Raw genomic sequence first — 18,157 nt, forward strand, 5'->3', positions numbered from 1 at the left:
CCCAGAATATTGACAACAATAAGCGCCACTATAAAAGCACATTAATTTTCCAGCAAATGCTGGAGCAAAATACCGTTGAGCATGGCGCGTTTTACCAGCGCAAAAGCGCCGATTGCCGAGCGGTGATCCAGCTCAGAACGTACCACCGGCAGATTAGTACGAAACGCCTTCAGCGCTTGGGTATTAATGCAGCTTTCAATAGCAGGGAGCAGCACTTTATCGGCTTCGGTGATTTCACCAGCAATAACAATTTTTTGCGGATTAAATAAGTTGATAGCAATGGCGATGGTTTTACCCAGATGACGACCGACATACTCAATCACTTCCGAGGCCAGGCTATCGCCTTTGTTCGCGGCTTTGCAGATAGTTTTGATGGTGCAGTCGTCCAGTGGCACACGGCTCTGGTAGCCCTGCTTTAACAGATTCAACACCCGTTGTTCAATGGCAGCGTTGGCGGCGATAGTTTCCAGGCAGCCAAAGTTGCCGCAGTGGCAGCGTTCACCCAGCGGTTCGACCTGAATATGGCCAATTTCACCGACGTTACCGTTGCGGCCAATAAAAATGCGCCCGTTAGAGATAATCCCGGCCCCGGTTCCGCGATGGACACGCACCAGAATGGAGTCTTCGCAATCCTGACTTGCACCGAAGTAGTGCTCCGCCAGCGCCAGACTACGGATATCGTGACCAACGAAACAGGTCACTTTAAAACGTTCTTTCAGTGCTTCTACCAGCCCCCAGTTTTCTACCTGAATATGCGGCATGTAATGAATTTTGCCGCTGTCCGGGTCAACAAGCCCTGGCAGGATCACCGAAATGGCGATTAGCTCGCGCAGCTTGCGCTGGTAGCTATCAATAAACTGAGCAATGGCATTCAGCAGGGCATGTTCCAGCGTCTGCTGGGTACGTTCCGGCAGCGGGTAATGTTCTTCTGCCAGCACTTTGCTGCTGAGATCAAACAGAGTGATGGTGGCGTCATGACGACCAAGCCGTACGCCGATTGCGTGGAAATTGCGGGTTTCGGTGACGATGGAGATAGCGCGGCGGCCCCCGGTGGAGGCCTGCTGATCAACTTCTTTGATCAGCCCGCGTTCGATAAGCTGACGCGTAATTTTGGTTACGCTGGCGGGGGCAAGCTGGCTTTGCTCGGCAATCTGAATCCGCGAGATTGGCCCGTACTGGTCAATCAGGCGATAAACCGCCGCGCTGTTAAGCTGTTTTACGAGATCAACATTACCTATCTGAGCTTGTCCGCCTGGTGTCATACTTTCTCTTATTGAGTTACGACCTCGTTACCGTTAACGATGGTCTTGGTGATTTTAAAATCAGGTGTGAATGCGGTCAGGTTGGCTACTTTACCTGCGGCGAGCGTGCCGAGACGTTTTTCAACGTCAATCGCACGCGCCGGATAGAGCGTCGCCATACGCAGCACTTCATCCAGTGCGATACCGCAATGTTCGACCAGATTACGCACGCCTTCAATCATGGTTAAGGATGAACCGCTTAACGTACCGTTCTCATCCACACAAAGTCCGTTACGGTAGTATATTGTTTTACCCGCAAAAATGAACTGTTCAATGTTGGCACCTGCTGGCGCGGTGGCGTCGGTAACCAGACACAGTTTGTCGCCTTTAAGGCGTTTAGCGTTACGAATGTTGGCGTAATCAACATGCAGGCCATCAGCGATAATACCGCAATAAATGTCAGCTTCGTCGAGGATCGCGCCCGCCAGGCCCGGTTCACGACCGGTAATATACGGCATCGCGTTGTACAGATGGGTGGCAAAGGTAATCCCCGCGCGGAAACCGGCTTTTGCTTCTTTCAACGTCGCGTTGGAGTGACCGGCAGAAACCACAATCCCGGCATTTGCCAGTTTGCTGATGACTTCCGCAGGAACCATTTCCGGTGCCAGGGTCACTTTGGTAATGACGTCGGCGTTTTCACACAGGAAATCGACCAGCGCGGCATCAGGCTTACGCACAAAATTCGGATTATGGGTGCCTTTTTTTACCAGATTCAGCCACGGACCTTCCAGATGCAGACCTAACGCCTGATTCGGATGTTTTGCCAGGTACTCGCGCATAACGCGCACGCCCTGTTTCATCAGCTCATCGCTGGTGGTGATAAGCGTCGGCAGATAGTTAGTACAGCCTGATTTCTCATTGGCTTTCTGCATGATTTCCAGCGTTTCCACGCTGACCGCTTCAGCGGTGTCGTTAAACTGTACGCCGCCGCAGCCGTTTAACTGCACATCGATAAAACCGGGGGAGAGAATGGCCCCGTTCAGTGAACGTTGTTCGATCTCTGGCGGCAGTTCCGCTACCGGACAGACGCTTTTAATCAGGCCATCAGCGATAACAACCGCGTGGTCATCAAGAAATTCGTGGCCGGTAAAGATCCGGCCCTGGGTTAATGCATACATTCTGACCCCCGATTTTAAAAAATATTGCCCTGAGCAAGGAACCAGGGCAGGGATAACAATTACAGACCTTTGATATTTTCTGCTTCTAATTCATTGAAATATCTTAAAGTCTTAACTTTCAGCTCCATGGTGGAAGGTTCATCGCACACCATGATCGCTTTCGGATGCAGTTGCAGACAGCTGATGGTCCACATATGGTTCACGCAACCTTCAACGGCGGCCTGCAGCGCCAGTGCTTTCTGGCTACCCAGCACCAGAATCATCACTTCTTCGGCATCCAGCAGTGTACCAACACCGACAGTCAGGGCATATTTTGGCACCTGATTGACATCGTTATCAAAGAAACGAGAGTTCGCGACGCGAGTGTCATGAGTCAGGGTTTTGATACGAGTACGAGAAGCCAGAGAAGACGCCGGTTCGTTAAATGCAATATGACCGTCGTTACCTACACCGCCCATAAACAGATGAATTTTTCCGTAAGAACGGATTTTTTCTTCATACTGGCGGCACTCGGCATCGATATCCGGGGCATTGCCGTTGAGAAGGTTGATGTTTTCTGCTGGAATATCAACGTGATCGAAGAAATTACGGTGCATAAAGCTGTAGTAGCTTTCCGGATGCTCTTTCGGCAGACCGACATATTCGTCCATGTTGAAGGTGACAACGTGCTTAAAGCTGACCTGGCCTGCTTTATGCATTTCGACTAACGCTTTATAGGTGGTCATCGGCGTGCCGCCAGTCGGCAGGCCCAGTACAAACGGACGATCGGCAGTTGGTTTGAACGCATTGATACGATTGACGATATGGCGAGCAGCCCATTTGCCGACCTGTTCAGCGGTAGTCAGGGGGATCAGTCTCATTATTCACCTCAATAAGTAAAATGTAAGCCGTTGGCGGATTAGACATCTTTAAGCGTAACCTGGATTTGCGCAGACAGGCGTCAATCCGACTTGATTTTTTGAATGATAAAATAAGTTTTCTGGTTTAGCCAGTAAAAGGGAGTGATGATAACGATATTTGGTGACAAAACTCACAAAAGACACGCGTTTAATTTGCGATACGAATTAAATTTTCACACACTCTGTAGCAGATGATCTAACAATCTGATTACAGAACATCGGCAGTAAAATTTGCAGCAAAATAAAAATACGGCTTTAAACGAGCCAAATAGGGTTCTCGTAGGGGGAATAAGATGAATATTTTAGGTTTTTTCCAGCGACTCGGTAGGGCGTTACAGCTCCCTATCGCGGTGCTGCCGGTGGCGGCGCTGTTGCTGCGATTCGGTCAGCCAGATTTACTTAACGTTGCGTTTATTGCCCAGGCGGGCGGTGCAATTTTTGATAACCTCGCATTAATCTTCGCCATCGGTGTGGCATCCAGCTGGTCGAAAGACAGCGCAGGTGCGGCGGCGCTGGCGGGTGCGGTAGGTTACTTTGTGTTAACCAAAGCGATGGTGACCATCAACCCAGAAATTAACATGGGTGTACTGGCGGGTATCATTACCGGTCTGGTTGGTGGCGCAGCCTATAACCGTTGGTCCGATATTAAACTGCCGGACTTCCTGAGCTTCTTCGGCGGCAAACGCTTTGTGCCGATCGCCACCGGCTTCTTCTGTCTGGTGCTGGCGGCCATTTTTGGTTACGTCTGGCCGCCGGTACAGCACGCTATCCATGCAGGCGGCGAGTGGATCGTTTCTGCGGGCGCGCTGGGTTCCGGTATCTTTGGTTTCATCAACCGTCTGCTGATCCCAACCGGTCTGCATCAGGTGCTGAACACCATCGCCTGGTTCCAGATTGGTGAATTCACCAACGCGGCGGGTACGGTTTTCCACGGCGACATCAACCGTTTCTACGCTGGTGACGGCACCGCGGGGATGTTCATGTCCGGCTTCTTCCCGATCATGATGTTCGGTCTGCCGGGTGCGGCGCTGGCGATGTACTTCGCAGCACCGAAAGAGCGTCGTCCGATGGTTGGCGGGATGCTGCTTTCTGTTGCTGTTACTGCGTTCCTGACCGGTGTGACTGAGCCGCTGGAATTCCTGTTCATGTTCCTTGCGCCGCTGCTGTACCTCCTGCACGCACTGCTGACCGGTATCAGCCTGTTTGTGGCAACGCTGCTGGGTATCCATGCCGGCTTCTCTTTCTCTGCGGGTGCTATCGACTACGCGTTGATGTATAACCTGCCGGCCGCCAGCCAGAACGTCTGGATGCTGCTGGTGATGGGCGTTATCTTCTTCGCTATCTACTTCGTGGTGTTCAGTTTGGTTATCCGCATGTTCAACCTGAAAACGCCGGGTCGTGAAGATAAAGAAGACGAGATCGTTACTGAAGAAGCCAACAGCAATACTGAAGAAGGTCTGACTCAACTGGCAACCAACTATATTGCTGCGGTTGGCGGTACTGACAACCTGAAAGCGATTGATGCCTGTATTACCCGTCTGCGCCTGACCGTGGCTGACTCTGCCCGCGTCAACGATACGATGTGTAAACGTCTGGGTGCTTCTGGTGTAGTGAAACTGAACAAACAGACTATTCAGGTGATTGTTGGCGCGAAAGCAGAATCCATCGGCGATGCGATGAAGAAAGTCGTTGCCCGTGGTCCGGTAGCCGCTGCGTCAGCTGAAGCAACTCCGGCAACTGCCGCGCCTGTAGCAAAACCGCAGGCTGTACCAAACGCGGTATCTATCGCGGAGCTGGTATCGCCGATTACCGGTGATGTCGTGGCACTGGATCAGGTTCCTGACGAAGCATTCGCCAGCAAAGCGGTGGGTGACGGTGTGGCGGTGAAACCGACAGATAAAATCGTCGTATCACCAGCCGCAGGGACAATCGTGAAAATCTTCAACACCAACCACGCGTTCTGCCTGGAAACCGAAAAAGGCGCGGAGATCGTCGTCCATATGGGTATCGACACCGTAGCGCTGGAAGGTAAAGGCTTTAAACGTCTGGTGGAAGAGGGTGCGCAGGTAAGCGCAGGGCAACCGATTCTGGAAATGGATCTGGATTACCTGAACGCTAACGCCCGCTCGATGATTAGCCCGGTGGTTTGCAGCAATATCGACGATTTCAGTGGCTTGATCATTAAAGCTCAGGGCCATGTTGTGGCGGGTCAAACACCGCTGTATGAAATCAAAAAGTAATCTGCTTTATGCCTGATGCGACACGGCAGCGTCGCATCCAACAATGACAAGCGGTGGAGATCTTCTCTGCCGCTTTTTTTTTCATCAATCATCCCCATAATCCTTGTTAGATTATCAATTTTAAAAAACTAACAGTTGTCAGCCTGTCCCGCTTATAAGATCATACGCCGTTATACGTTGTTTACGCTTTGAGGAATCCACGATGAGTGAGGCAGAAGCCCGCCCGACTAACTTTATCCGTCAGATCATCGATGAAGATCTGGCCAGTGGTAAGCACACCACAGTACACACCCGTTTCCCGCCGGAGCCGAATGGCTATCTGCATATTGGCCATGCGAAATCTATCTGCCTGAACTTCGGGATCGCCCAGGACTATAAAGGCCAGTGCAACCTGCGTTTCGACGACACTAACCCGGTAAAAGAAGATATCGAGTATGTCGATTCGATCAAAAACGACGTAGAGTGGTTAGGTTTTCACTGGTCTGGTAACGTCCGTTACTCCTCCGATTATTTTGATCAGCTCCACGCCTATGCGATCGAACTGATCAATAAAGGCCTGGCGTACGTTGATGAACTGACACCGGAACAGATCCGCGAATACCGCGGTACCCTGACGCAGCCGGGTAAAAACAGCCCGTACCGCGACCGCAGCGTTGAAGAGAACTTGGCGCTGTTCGAAAAAATGCGTGCCGGTGGTTTTGAAGAAGGTAAAGCCTGCCTGCGTGCGAAAATCGACATGGCGTCGCCATTTATCGTAATGCGCGATCCGGTGCTGTACCGCATTAAATTTGCTGAACACCACCAGACTGGCAACAAGTGGTGCATCTACCCGATGTACGACTTCACCCATTGCATCAGCGATGCGCTGGAAGGTATTACGCACTCTCTGTGTACGCTTGAGTTCCAGGACAACCGTCGTCTGTACGACTGGGTACTGGATAACATCACCATTCCTGTTCATCCGCGCCAGTACGAATTCTCGCGCCTGAATCTGGAATACACTGTGATGTCCAAGCGTAAGCTGAACCTGCTGGTGACCGACAAGCACGTTGAAGGCTGGGATGACCCGCGTATGCCGACCATTTCCGGTCTGCGTCGTCGTGGTTACACTGCGGCTTCTATTCGTGAGTTCTGCAAACGCATCGGCGTGACCAAGCAGGACAACACCATTGAGATGGCGTCGCTGGAATCCTGCATCCGTGAAGATCTCAACGAAAATGCGCCGCGCGCAATGGCAGTTATCGATCCGGTGAAACTGGTTATCGAAAACTATCAGGGCGAAGGCGAAATGGTCACCATGCCGAACCATCCGAACAAACCGGAAATGGGGAGCCGTCAGGTGCCGTTTAGCGGTGAAATTTGGATCGATCGCGCCGATTTCCGCGAAGAAGCTAACAAGCAGTACAAACGTCTGGTGCTGGGTAAAGAAGTGCGTCTGCGTAATGCTTACGTCATTAAGGCTGAACGCGTGGAGAAAGATGCCGAAGGTAATATCACCACCATCTTCTGTACTTATGACGCCGACACCTTAAGCAAAGATCCGGCAGATGGTCGTAAAGTCAAAGGTGTTATTCACTGGGTGAGCGCGGCACATGCGCTGCCGGTTGAAATCCGTTTGTATGATCGTCTGTTCAGCGTGCCTAACCCAGGTGCTGCGGATGATTTCCTGTCGGTGATTAACCCGGAATCGCTGGTGATCAAACAGGGCTTTGCTGAACCGTCGCTGAAAGATGCGGTAGCGGGTAAAGCATTCCAGTTTGAGCGTGAAGGTTACTTCTGCCTCGACAGCCGCCATTCCACGGCCGAAAAACCGGTATTTAACCGCACCGTTGGGCTGCGTGATACCTGGGCGAAAGTAGGCGAGTAATTTTAAGTTCTACCAAGCCGGGTGAGGCATTTACGTCGCATCCGGCAATAAATAGACAATAAATTTCAAACGCTAAATTGCCTGATGCGCTTCGCTTATTAGGCCTACATGATCTCTGCAATATATTGAATTTGCGTGCTTTTGTAGGCCGGATAAGGCGTTCACGCCGCATCCGGCAAGAAATAGCAAACAATCCCAAACGCCGCGCTCTGCGGCGTTTTTTCTGCTTTTCTTCGCGAATTAATTCCGCTTCGCAATTTATCCATAAAATAAATTTAAAATCACAAAACATAATTAAATAAAATGTAACCGCTTTCATCTTGCTGGAATTTCACGTTTTTATTCTTCTGCAAGCCTTTCAACCGCAAACTTAAGCCTTGTAACAAAAATCATCAAAATATGTGCGGTTGCTCATGTTCTTACATTCTGGTTACAGAAAGAGATTGATAATTCGCGTCGCGAAAAATAGTCTGTTCCTGTAGTCAGCGAGACTTTTCTCAACGCTACTTTTTTAATTTTTATTTTTTTTCGCTGTTCACCTTTGGTGCAGCAATTTATACGTCAAAGAGGATTAACCCATGCGTACGTTTAGTGGCAAACGTAGTACGCTGGCGCTGGCTATTGCCGGTGTTACAGCAATGTCGGGCTTTATGGCAATGCCGGAGGCTCGCGCCGAAGGATTCATCGACGATTCAACCTTAACCGGCGGTATCTATTACTGGCAGCGTGAACGCGACCGTAAAGATGTTACCGACGGCGACAAATACAAAACCAACCTTTTTCACTCCACCTGGAATGCCAACCTCGATTTTCAGTCCGGTTATGCTGCTGATATGTTCGGCCTTGATATTGCTGCGTTTACGGCGATTGAAATGGCGGAAAACGGCGACAGCTCCCACCCGAACGAAATCGCGTTTTCAAAAAGTAATAAAGCCTATGACGAAGACTGGTCCGGCGACAAAAGCGGTATAAGCCTGTATAAAGCTGCGGCCAAATTTAAATACGGTCCGGTTTGGGCGAGGGCAGGTTACATTCAGCCAACCGGTCAAACGCTGTTAGCGCCGCACTGGAGCTTTATGCCGGGTACTTATCAGGGGGCGGAAGCCGGGGCGAATTTTGATTACGGCGATGCTGGTGCCTTGAGTTTCTCCTACATGTGGACCAACGAATACAAAGCGCCGTGGCATCTGGAAATGGATGAGTTTTATCAGAACGATAAAACCACCAAAGTTGATTATCTGCACTCCATCGGTGCGAAATACGACTTCAAAAATAACTTCGTACTGGAAGCGGCATTTGGTCAGGCGGAAGGGTATATCGATCAATATTTTGCCAAAGCCAGCTACAAATTTGATATCGCCGGTAGCCCGTTAACCACCAGCTACCAGTTCTATGGTACCCGCGATAAAGTTGACGATCGCAGCGTCAACGATCTTTATGACGGCACCGCTTGGCTGCAAGCGTTGACCTTTGGTTACCGGGCGGCTGACGTAGTGGATTTGCGCCTCGAAGGCACCTGGGTTAAGGCTGACAGTCAGCAGGGATACTTCCTGCAACGTATGACCCCAACCTACGCTTCCTCCAACGGCCGCCTGGATATCTGGTGGGATAACCGTTCCTACTTCAACGCTAACGGCGAAAAAGCGGTCTTCTTCGGTGCGATGTATGACCTGAAAAACTGGAATCTTCCAGGCTTCGCCATCGGCGCTTCCTACGTTTACGCATGGGATGCTAAACCTGCGACCTGGCAGAGCAATCCGGATGCGTACAACGACAAAAACCGGACTATTGAAGAGTCTGCCTACAGCCTGGATGCGGTCTACACCATTCAGGACGGTCGCGCCAAAGGCACGATGTTCAAACTGCACTTCACCGAATACGACAACCACTCCGACATCCCAAGCTGGGGCGGCGGTTACGGTAACATCTTCCAGGATGAGCGTGACGTGAAATTTATGGTAATCGCACCATTCACCATCTTCTGATGCCCGACGCGGCAGGTTTTGTGCCTGCCGCATTCAATGAAAAAACTGATTCTCATCGCCATGATGGCATCGGGGCTGGTAGCTTGTGCGCAATCAACCGCACCACAGGAAGACAGCCGTCTGAAAGAGGCATACAGCGCCTGTATCAACACCGCGCAAGGTTCGCCAGAAAAAATTGAAGCCTGCCAGAGCGTGTTAAACGTGCTGAAGAAAGAGAAACAACATCAGCAGTTTGCCGACCAGGAAAGTGTACGCGTACTGGATTATCAGCAGTGTCTGCGTGCAACGCAAACCGGAAATGATCAGGCGGTGAAAGCCGATTGTGATAAGGTCTGGCAGGAAATACGCAGTAATAACAAATAAGTGAGAGCTGTAACTCTCGCTTTTCTTATTTCCCTTGTATAAAAAAGCCAACCCGCAGGTTGGCTTTTCTCGTTCAGGCTGGCTTATTTGCCTTCGTGCGCGTGCTCATCTTCGCGGCAATCGCCTTCGGCACAGTGACCGTAAAGATAGAGACTGTGGTTAGTCAGGCGAATGCCATGTTTTGCGGCAATTTCACGCTGACGCGCTTCGATGGAATCATCACTAAATTCGATAACCTTGCCGCAGTCGAGGCAAATCAGGTGATCGTGGTGATGTTGCTGTGTCAGCTCAAATACGGATTTACCGCCTTCAAAATTGTGGCGGGTGACGATACCAGCGTCGTCAAACTGGTTCAGTACGCGATATACCGTAGCCAGACCAATTTCTTCACCCATATCGATCAGACGTTTGTATAAATCTTCCGCACTGACGTGATGGTTGTCCGGCTCCTGAAGAACTTCCAGGATTTTTAAACGAGGAAGCGTTACTTTCAGGCCAGCTTTCTTTAGGGCGGTATTGTTATCAGTCATGCGGAATCTGTCCTGTTACTAAGCGGTTCACTTCATTAGAAGAAGTGACAGAATTTGCTCTTGAGATAATGCGTATCATTATAGAATTGCCACGCCTAAATGAAAACCACAAGTCCCTGGCAAATATTGTTAATAAAAACGTGGCACAGCTTACATTTACAACGGCAAGGCCACTTGAACACTGGGACATTGTACAGGTACAACAGCAAAAGTTACAAATTTGTAGCAATTATTTTGATTGGCATTATCTATTAATACGGCGTAGACATGAGTCTACGCCGCATCACATCAGGCATTAAGAATTTCGTCGAGATGCAACTCTTCAGAAATCTGTTTAACCCATTTTTCTACACGTTCAGCGGTCAGTTCCGGCTGACGGTCTTCGTCGATAGCCAGACCGACAAAGTGGTCGTCATCTGCCAGACCTTTTGATGCTTCGAAATGATAGCCCGCAGTTGGCCAGTGACCAACGATGGTTGCACCGCGCGGTTCAATGATGTCGCGGATGGTGCCCAATGCGTCGCAGAAATATTCGGCGTAATCTTCCTGGTCACCACAACCAAACAGCGCAACCAGTTTACCATTGAAATCAATCTCTTCGAGAGTCGGGAAGAAGTCATCCCAGTCACACTGCGCTTCGCCGTAATACCAGGTTGGGATGCCCAGCAGCAGAATGTCGTAAGCTTCCAGATCTTCTTTGCTGCTTTTTGCAATGTCATGGACATCGGCAACGTCTTTACCAAGCTGTTTTTGAATCATTTTTGCGATATTTTCGGTATTACCGGTGTCGCTGCCGAAAAAGATGCCAGTGATAGCCATGAGTGAAATAACCTCTTGAAACTTATTGAAATGGGGGTGGAAAATTGCCCACGGATAAAGGCAATCATAGCAGAACAGGCAGTCTTGCGGAATCAGCAAACGAGCAGGACTGCACACTGTGCTACATGAAAGTGGAAATTTAAACGATGCCCTGACTACGCAGCGCCGCCAGTTGCTGCATTAACATCTCTTCGATCAGTTCGCTACGGCTCATATTACGCGATTCCGCCAGCTCGTTCAGCGCCTCGACAGCTTCCGCGTTCAGCTTCAGTTCGACACGCTTAAGGCCACGTACTTTGTCGCGTTTTAGCTGGTTGCGTTTATTAATACGCAGCTGTTCATCGCGCGAAAGCGGATTAGTTTTCGGTCGTCCCGGTCGACGCTCGTGCGCGAACAGATCTAATGTCGTACGGTCCGTTTGTTCTTTGGCCATGATCTTGGTGACTTCGGGGGAAACAATCAGCCAGGCCTCTGCCCGGATGGATAGCGCGCCATAATACATCAGCGCGATGACTCACGCCAACGCCCACGCGCGGAAAGCGACGCGGACGCTGGGTTTTTAATCAGTTGCGTTAATCATTGAGATAGCGACGGATAGCGCGTAATACCGCATCCGGTTTTTCAGCATGGACCCAGTGACCCGCGCCTGCAATCACATGCGCCCGTGCCTGTGGAAATTGTGCCAGTAAATCATCACGGTACTGCTCGCTAACATACGGAGAATTGCCGCCAGGGATAAACAGGGCAGGGTGATCCCATGCCGGGATTTTCTCCCAACCCACAATATGCGGATACTGATCCCACAATACCGGTACGTTAAAGCGCCACTCCCCGTCAACAAAAGATTTCAACAGAAACTGAATCACCCCTTCTTCATTAAGATGCTGGCGCATTATTGCTGCTGCTTGCTGGCGAGTTTGTGCGTCCGATTCACTGACCGCGTTGATAGCTGCGAAAATCTCATCATGACGGCGTACGTGATAGTCGACCGGTGCGATATCGATCGCCACCAGTTTATCGATGCGATCGGGGGCCAGTGCAGTAAGTGCCATTACCGCTTTACCGCCCATGGAGTGACCGATAAATGTTGCTTTGTCGATCTGCAGTGCATCCAGGGTATCAACAAGATCCTGCGCCATCGCCGGGTAATTCATTACCGGCTCTCTTGGTGAAAGACCGTGGTTACGCATATCAACCTGGATGATATTGTGATCGTTTACCAGATCGCGAGCCAGTACGCCAAGGTTGTCGAGGCTACCAAACAGACCATGGACAAGAACGATGGGAGAATTATTGTGCTGGTTTTGTGCAGTTTGCGCGCGGATATTTAATTTCATGGCAAAGTTCTTTTTTTCGCGTTGTCGGGTTAGGGTATTATGTTGACCATTGTGCCACAGGGCTGCAACAAATAAGGTTTATTCCGAGTTTTTCTGCAAGCCAGGCTTGACGCTATCCGCTGCCGGGATTTATTCATATACTCTTGGCGACTTGTATTCAGCTAAGACACTGCACTGGATTAAGATGAAAACGATTGAAGTTGATGATGAACTCTACAGCTATATTGCCAGCCACACTAAGCATATCGGCGAGAGCGCATCCGACATTTTACGGCGTATGTTGAAATTTTCCGCCGCATCACAGCCTGCTGCTCCGGTGACGAAAGAGGTTCGCGTTGCGTCACCTGCTATCGTCGAAGCGAAGCCGGTCAAAACGATTAAAGACAAGGTTCGCGCAATGCGTGAACTTCTGCTTTCGGACGAATACGCAGAGCAAAAGCGAGCGGTCAATCGCTTTATGCTGCTGTTGTCTACACTATATTCTCTTGACGCCCAGGCGTTTGCCGAAGCAACGGAATCGTTGCACGGTCGTACACGCGTGTACTTTGCGGCAGATGAACAAACGCTGCTGAAAAATGGTAATCAGACCAAGCCGAAACATGTGCCAGGCACGCCGTATTGGGTGATCACCAACACCAACACCGGCCGTAAATGCAGCATGATCGAACACATCATGCAGTCGATGCAATTCCCGGCGGAATTGATTGAGAAGGTTTGCGGAACTATCTAAAACGTTGCAGACAAAGGACAAAGCAATGGCAATCCACAATCGTGCAGGCCAACCTGCACAACAGAGTGATTTGATTAACGTCGCCCAACTGACGGCGCAATATTATGTACTGAAACCAGAAGCAGGGAATGCGGAGCACGCGGTGAAATTCGGTACTTCCGGTCACCGTGGCAGTGCAGCGCGCCACAGCTTTAACGAGCCGCACATTCTGGCGATCGCTCAGGCAATTGCTGAAGAACGTGCGAAAAACGGCATCACTGGCCCTTGCTATGTGGGTAAAGATACTCACGCCCTGTCCGAGCCTGCGTTCATTTCCGTACTGGAAGTGCTGGCAGCGAACGGCGTTGATGTCATTGTGCAGGAAAACAATGGCTTCACTCCGACGCCTGCCGTTTCCAATGCCATCCTGGTTCACAATAAAAAAGGTGGCCCGCTGGCAGACGGTATCGTGATTACACCGTCCCATAACCCGCCGGAAGATGGTGGTATCAAGTACAATCCGCCAAATGGTGGCCCGGCTGATACTAACGTCACCAAAGTGGTGGAAGACAGGGCCAACGCACTGATGGCCGATGGCCTGAAAGGCGTGAAGCGTATCTCCCTCGACGAAGCGATGGCATCCGGCTATGTGAAAGAGCAGGATCTGGTGCAGCCGTTCGTGGAAGGGCTGGCCGATATCGTTGATATGGCGGCGATTCAGAAAGCGGGCCTGACGCTGGGCGTTGATCCGTTGGGCGGTTCCGGTATCGAATACTGGAAGCGCATTGGCGAGTATTACAACCTCAACCTGACCATCGTTAACGATCAGGTCGATCAAACCTTCCGCTTTATGCACCTCGATAAAGACGGTGCGATCCGTATGGACTGCTCCTCCGAGTGTGCGATGGCGGGTCTGCTGGCACTGCGTGATAAGTTCGATCTGGCGTTTGCTAACGACCCGGATTATGACCGTCACGGTATCGTCACTCCGGCAGGTTTGATGAATCCGAACCACTACCTGGCGGTGGCGATCAACTACCTGTTCCAGCATCGTCCGCAGTGGGGCAAAGATGTTGCTGTCGGTAAAACGCTGGTTTCTTCTGCGATGATCGACCGTGTGGTCAATGACTTGGGCCGTAAGCTGGTAGAAGTACCGGTAGGTTTCAAATGGTTTGTTGATGGTCTGTTCGACGGCAGCTTCGGCTTTGGCGGCGAAGAGAGCGCAGGGGCTTCCTTCCTGCGTTTCGACGGCACGCCGTGGTCCACCGACAAGGACGGCATCATTATGTGTCTGCTGGCGGCGGAAATCACCGCTGTCACCGGTAAGAACCCGCAGGAACACTACAACGAACTGGCAAAACGCTTTGGTGCGCCGAGCTACAACCGTTTGCAGGCAGCTGCGACTTCCGCACAAAAAGCGGCGCTGTCTAAGCTGTCTCCGGAAATGGTGAGCGCCAGCACCCTGGCAGGTGACCCGATCACCGCGCGCCTGACTGCTGCTCCGGGCAACGGTGCTTCTATTGGCGGTCTGAAAGTGATGACTGACAACGGCTGGTTCGCCGCGCGTCCGTCAGGCACGGAAGACGCATATAAGATCTACTGCGAAAGCTTCCTCGGTGAAGAACATCGCAAGCAGATTGAGAAAGAAGCGGTTGAGATTGTTAGCGAAGTTCTGAAAAACGCGTAAACACATTTAATAAAAAAAGGGCGGTCGCAAGATCGCCCTTTTTTACTTTGCTTTTTTAACCGTGTTTATTTTTCAGTTCAAAGCGTGGTGATACCAGACCATACAGTGTCCAACCAAGGAAGGTCACGATGGAACCGTACAGCATGGCTTCTTCCCCGGATGAGTACAGCGCATAAAAGCTATACATCGCGCCAACAAAAGCAACAAAGTTTGCAACTTTCGCTTTTGAGGGGGGCACATTAGCGACCTTCTGAATAATGACTAATGCCGCCATTGACAGAATATACGGAATGATATTGGTCACCACGGCCAGGTTAACCAGCACGTTGAACTGACTGTTTAGCGACGGGCTAATCGTCATCAGCGGCAACCCGCTCTGGATAATCACAATGGTCAACATTCCCTGCACCGGTGCATCCACTTTGGTTACACGGGAGAAAATTTTAGGGAAGTAGCCTTCATCAGATGAAGATTTAAACACCTGGGCAATGGTGAACTGCCAGCCAAGCAGCGAACCGCAGCAGGACATCACCATCAGCGCCATAATGACTTTACCCACTTCTGGTGTGAACATCTGTGCGAAGGCCAGGCCAAATGGTGCCGTTGAATTTGCCAGCTCCATATTAGGCACAATCCCTGCAATCACGTTGGTGGAGACGATATAAATCACCGCCGCACCTAACGTACCGCCGAGTACCGCGATTGGCACATTACGTTCCGGGTTTTCCACTACATCAGTATTCGCACACGCAGACTCCAGACCAAGAAAAGCCCACAGCGTCATAGTGATGGAAGAACCTACTGCACTGAAGAACGGTGCATGATGCGGATTCCAGGAATCAACGTAAAGCGTCGGGCTAAACCAGAACCAGCCGATAATGCACAGGCCTACCACCGGAATAATGACCCCCCACACGGTAATGCTACTGATTTGCCCGGTAATGCGCGCACCACCAAAGTTAGCCACGGTACAAATCCACTGCACCCCGATGGTCGCAAGACCAATCTGCACTGGCGACAAACTCGCGCCGAGCAGTTCGGTGCCGTAACCAACCGCCGAAATAGCAATCGCGACGTTAGCAATCAGCAGTGAGACGCCGTAGGTATAGTTCGCCATAAAGTTACCGGATTTACCGAAAGCATACTCGGCATAACCGCCCATACCACCTGATTTACGGCTGAACATACCGCATTTTGCGAATGCCCATGCCAGTGCCATTGAGCCTACGGCTGTCACCAGCCAGGAGATAATTGAAATTGTCCCAACTTCGGCAAGCTTTGTCGGCAGCATGATGATACCGGAGCCCATCATGTTGACCATCGTCAGTATGGTTAACTGAACGACGCCCATTTTGTTCGATTTAGCCTGACTCATAATTTTTCCCCTTTCAACAGGGTGCTTTGCGCATCACGAGGCTTGATGACATAGCACCAAACTTGCTTACGACCATCATGTTCTTCGATATAGACACCCTGCAGCTCCGGTGCAAAACCTGGCAGCAGGTTGATCCCTTCTTCCAGAGCGCTGAAGTAACGCAAAACAGCACAACCCCAGATTTCACCCGGAACAACACACAGCACACCCGGAGGATAAGGAAGCGCCCCTTCGGCAGCGATACGACCTTCGGCATCCGGCAGACGAACCAGCTCCACTTCACCGCGTAAATAGGCGTAGTTGGCTTCTTGCGGATTCATGCTGACGTGTGGGAAGTGCGCTTTGCGGAACATCTCTTTTTGCAGTTGTTTCACGTTGTGGCGGGCATACAAATCATGCATTTCCTGGCACAACTGACGCAGGGTATAACCGGCGTAGCGCTCTTCATGCTGTTTGTAGATGGAAGGCAGCACTTCTGCTAATGGCGCGTCGGACTCAAGCAGTTTTTCGAAGCGTACCAGCAGGGCAACAAGTTGCTGAAGTTTGGCCATATCTTCTGCCGGAGTCAGCAGGAAGAGGATGGAGTTAAGATCGCATTTTTCCGGCACTACGCCATTTTCGCGCAGGAAGTTAGCAAGAATCGTCGCGGGTACACCGAACGCTTCATATTCGCCGTTACGTGCATCAATACCTGGGGTTGTCAGCAACAGTTTGTAAGGATCGACAAAGTATTGATTCTCTGCATAGCCTTCAAAAGAATGCCAGTGTTCCCCTGGTACAAACTGGAAGAAGCGCAGATCAACCGCAATTTGCGCTGTTTCATACGACTGCCAGGGTTTACCATCCACCAGTTCAGGTACGAACGGACGAATATGCTGACAGTTATCGAGGATCAGTTTGCGGGCATTAATGCCATTTACCACACAATCCATCCACATATTACGACCGCTGACACCTTCATGCATTTTGGCGTTGATATCCAGTGCGGCAAACAGCGGATAGAACGGGCTGGTGGAGGCGTGCATCATAAAGGCGTTGTTCATGCGTTTGTGCGGTACATAACGCTGTTGCCCTTTGATGTGGCTGTCTTTTTTATGGATTTGTGAAGTTTGAGAAAAACCAGCCTGCTGTTTATGTACGGATTGCGTAACTAGAATACCCGGATCGTTCTCATTAAGATCCAGCAACAGCGGCGAACAGTCAGCCATCATCGGGATAAATTGCTCATAGCCAACCCATGCGGAGTCAAACAGAATGTAGTCACACAGATGACCAATTTTATCCACCACCTGGCGGGCGTTATAAATCGTACCGTCGTAGGTGCCTAACTGAATCACAGCGAGGCGGAAAGGACGAGCCTCTTTTGCCCGCTGCGGTGCGACTTCCGCGATCAGCTCACGCAGGTAACTTTCTTCAAAACAGTGCGCATCAATGCCACCGATAAAGCCATACGGGTTACGTGCCGTTTCCAGATCACCCGGTGTTAGCAGGGCGTTTAAAACCACTTTGTTAGAAGATGAAGTGCCATTTAGAACGAAGTATGTTTTATCGGCATTAAACACTTTTGCCGCATGTTGCTGTGCAATGCATGGCGCGCCTTCGTGAATCAGCAGATCGCCCATTGCTACGTCTGCGTTGCATAAGTCGGAACGGAACAGCGTTTCTCCGAAGTACTCCACGAACTGATTCCCTGCCGGATGACGACGGAAAAACTCACCTCCCTGATGACCCGGGCAGTCAAAAGCGCTATTGCCCTGATTGACATAATCGACCAGTGCGCGGAAGAAGGGCGGGCGCAGTTGCGTTTCATAATGGCTAGCAGCGGTTTCTAACTGACGTCCATAAAACTCTTTCCGTGATTCGCAATGCTCGAAGACACCAGAAATACGTGGCAGATATTCTGCTGGTACACGTTCTTCATTTTCCG

General features: G+C 50.7%; 16 protein-coding genes. 6 read left to right on the forward strand and 10 right to left on the reverse strand.

The genetic code is table 11. From position 1 onward, the window contains the following. Window positions 1–41 precede the first annotated feature (41 nt). The 3 genes from nagC to nagB are packed head-to-tail and all read right to left on the reverse strand — an operon-like array spanning window position 42 to window position 3,279. Entirely contained in the window at window positions 42–1,262 is a 1,221-nt protein-coding gene (gene nagC, locus ACUU1I_RS06580; RefSeq protein ID WP_000187600.1) for a DNA-binding transcriptional regulator NagC, read from the reverse strand. Window positions 1,263–1,270: 8 nt separating this feature from the next. Further along, window positions 1,271–2,419, reverse strand: coding sequence for an N-acetylglucosamine-6-phosphate deacetylase (gene nagA / locus ACUU1I_RS06585; protein ID WP_000271152.1), 1,149 nt, complete (start codon window positions 2,417–2,419; stop codon window positions 1,271–1,273). Window positions 2,420–2,478: 59 nt separating this feature from the next. Further along, entirely contained in the window at window positions 2,479–3,279 is an 801-nt protein-coding gene (gene nagB, locus ACUU1I_RS06590) for a glucosamine-6-phosphate deaminase (RefSeq protein WP_001237072.1), read from the reverse strand. A gap of 332 nt (window positions 3,280–3,611) precedes the next feature. Here nagB and nagE point away from each other — a divergent pair, with 332 nt between their 5' ends. From nagE to chiQ, 4 genes are all read left to right on the forward strand, one after another. Then, a complete protein-coding gene (gene nagE, locus ACUU1I_RS06595; RefSeq protein WP_001023094.1) occupies window positions 3,612–5,558 on the forward strand; it encodes a PTS N-acetyl glucosamine transporter subunit IIABC in 1,947 nt (648 codons plus the stop codon). Between the two features lie 202 nt (window positions 5,559–5,760). Next, a complete protein-coding gene (glnS, locus tag ACUU1I_RS06600; RefSeq protein WP_001287131.1) occupies window positions 5,761–7,425 on the forward strand; it encodes a glutamine--tRNA ligase in 1,665 nt (554 codons plus the stop codon). 578 nt (window positions 7,426–8,003) lie between these two features. Beyond that, entirely contained in the window at window positions 8,004–9,410 is a 1,407-nt protein-coding gene (gene chiP / locus ACUU1I_RS06605; protein WP_001258813.1) for a chitoporin ChiP, read from the forward strand. A 36-nt stretch (window positions 9,411–9,446) separates the two neighbouring features. Then, window positions 9,447–9,773: a ChiQ/YbfN family lipoprotein gene (gene chiQ, locus ACUU1I_RS06610; protein ID WP_000733592.1), complete on the forward strand. Its 327-nt coding sequence runs from the start codon at window positions 9,447–9,449 to the stop codon at window positions 9,771–9,773. An 83-nt stretch (window positions 9,774–9,856) separates the two neighbouring features. Here chiQ and fur read toward each other — a convergent pair whose 3' ends face one another. From fur to ybfF, 5 genes are all read right to left on the reverse strand, one after another. Beyond that, window positions 9,857–10,303, reverse strand: coding sequence for a ferric iron uptake transcriptional regulator (fur, locus tag ACUU1I_RS06615; RefSeq protein ID WP_000131702.1), 447 nt, complete (start codon window positions 10,301–10,303; stop codon window positions 9,857–9,859). After that, complete coding sequence (gene uof / locus ACUU1I_RS06620; RefSeq protein ID WP_001406816.1) at window positions 10,296–10,382, reverse strand: fur leader peptide; 87 nt, start codon at window positions 10,380–10,382, stop codon at window positions 10,296–10,298. The genes fur and uof overlap by 8 nt, the downstream gene beginning before the upstream one ends. Before the next feature lie 209 nt (window positions 10,383–10,591). Next, a complete protein-coding gene (gene fldA / locus ACUU1I_RS06625; protein ID WP_001018618.1) occupies window positions 10,592–11,122 on the reverse strand; it encodes a flavodoxin FldA in 531 nt (176 codons plus the stop codon). 139 nt (window positions 11,123–11,261) lie between these two features. After that, the gene (gene ybfE / locus ACUU1I_RS06630; RefSeq protein WP_001300829.1) at window positions 11,262–11,555 is read right to left on the reverse strand and encodes a LexA regulated protein; all 294 of its coding nucleotides are present in this window, start codon (window positions 11,553–11,555) and stop codon (window positions 11,262–11,264) included. A gap of 139 nt (window positions 11,556–11,694) precedes the next feature. Further along, window positions 11,695–12,459, reverse strand: a complete 765-nt coding sequence (gene ybfF, locus ACUU1I_RS06635; protein WP_000773301.1) for an esterase — start codon at window positions 12,457–12,459, stop codon at window positions 11,695–11,697. A gap of 184 nt (window positions 12,460–12,643) precedes the next feature. On the opposite strand from ybfF, the gene seqA reads away from it, so the two are divergent. Together seqA and pgm are read left to right on the forward strand one after the other, a co-directional pair. Next, window positions 12,644–13,189 (forward strand): replication initiation negative regulator SeqA, encoded by a 546-nt coding sequence (seqA, locus tag ACUU1I_RS06640; RefSeq protein ID WP_000848387.1) that lies wholly within the window; start codon window positions 12,644–12,646, stop codon window positions 13,187–13,189. Between the two features lie 25 nt (window positions 13,190–13,214). Next, a complete protein-coding gene (pgm, locus tag ACUU1I_RS06645) occupies window positions 13,215–14,855 on the forward strand; it encodes a phosphoglucomutase (alpha-D-glucose-1,6-bisphosphate-dependent) (RefSeq protein WP_005060937.1) in 1,641 nt (546 codons plus the stop codon). Between the two features lie 55 nt (window positions 14,856–14,910). Here the strand turns inward: pgm and potE are convergent, their stop codons facing one another. Then, window positions 14,911–16,230, reverse strand: coding sequence for a putrescine-ornithine antiporter (gene potE / locus ACUU1I_RS06650; protein WP_000075854.1), 1,320 nt, complete (start codon window positions 16,228–16,230; stop codon window positions 14,911–14,913). Further along, window positions 16,227–18,157 (reverse strand): ornithine decarboxylase (locus tag ACUU1I_RS06655; protein ID WP_449144819.1); only part of this gene is annotated, 1,931 nt, incomplete at its 5' end. The genes potE and ACUU1I_RS06655, both read right to left, overlap by 4 nt.

The sequence above is a fragment of the Shigella sp. SIG3 genome, from assembly GCF_053555855.1.

Bases quoted from the DNA above. Each gene is read 5' to 3' on its own strand.
- nagC (WP_000187600.1), bottom strand. From the start codon at position 1,262: ATGACACCAGGCGGACAAGCTCAGATAGGTAATGTTGATCTCGTAAAA.
- nagA (WP_000271152.1), bottom strand. From the start codon at position 2,419: ATGTATGCATTAACCCAGGGCCGGATCTTTACCGGCCACGAATTTCTT.
- nagB (WP_001237072.1), bottom strand. From the start codon at position 3,279: ATGAGACTGATCCCCCTGACTACCGCTGAACAGGTCGGCAAATGGGCT.
- nagE (WP_001023094.1), top strand. From the start codon at position 3,612: ATGAATATTTTAGGTTTTTTCCAGCGACTCGGTAGGGCGTTACAGCTC.
- glnS (WP_001287131.1), top strand. From the start codon at position 5,761: ATGAGTGAGGCAGAAGCCCGCCCGACTAACTTTATCCGTCAGATCATC.
- chiP (WP_001258813.1), top strand. From the start codon at position 8,004: ATGCGTACGTTTAGTGGCAAACGTAGTACGCTGGCGCTGGCTATTGCC.
- chiQ (WP_000733592.1), top strand. From the start codon at position 9,447: ATGAAAAAACTGATTCTCATCGCCATGATGGCATCGGGGCTGGTAGCT.
- fur (WP_000131702.1), bottom strand. From the start codon at position 10,303: ATGACTGATAACAATACCGCCCTAAAGAAAGCTGGCCTGAAAGTAACG.
- uof (WP_001406816.1), bottom strand. From the start codon at position 10,382: ATGATACGCATTATCTCAAGAGCAAATTCTGTCACTTCTTCTAATGAA.
- fldA (WP_001018618.1), bottom strand. From the start codon at position 11,122: ATGGCTATCACTGGCATCTTTTTCGGCAGCGACACCGGTAATACCGAA.
- ybfE (WP_001300829.1), bottom strand. From the start codon at position 11,555: ATGGCCAAAGAACAAACGGACCGTACGACATTAGATCTGTTCGCGCAC.
- ybfF (WP_000773301.1), bottom strand. From the start codon at position 12,459: ATGAAATTAAATATCCGCGCGCAAACTGCACAAAACCAGCACAATAAT.
- seqA (WP_000848387.1), top strand. From the start codon at position 12,644: ATGAAAACGATTGAAGTTGATGATGAACTCTACAGCTATATTGCCAGC.
- pgm (WP_005060937.1), top strand. From the start codon at position 13,215: ATGGCAATCCACAATCGTGCAGGCCAACCTGCACAACAGAGTGATTTG.
- potE (WP_000075854.1), bottom strand. From the start codon at position 16,230: ATGAGTCAGGCTAAATCGAACAAAATGGGCGTCGTTCAGTTAACCATA.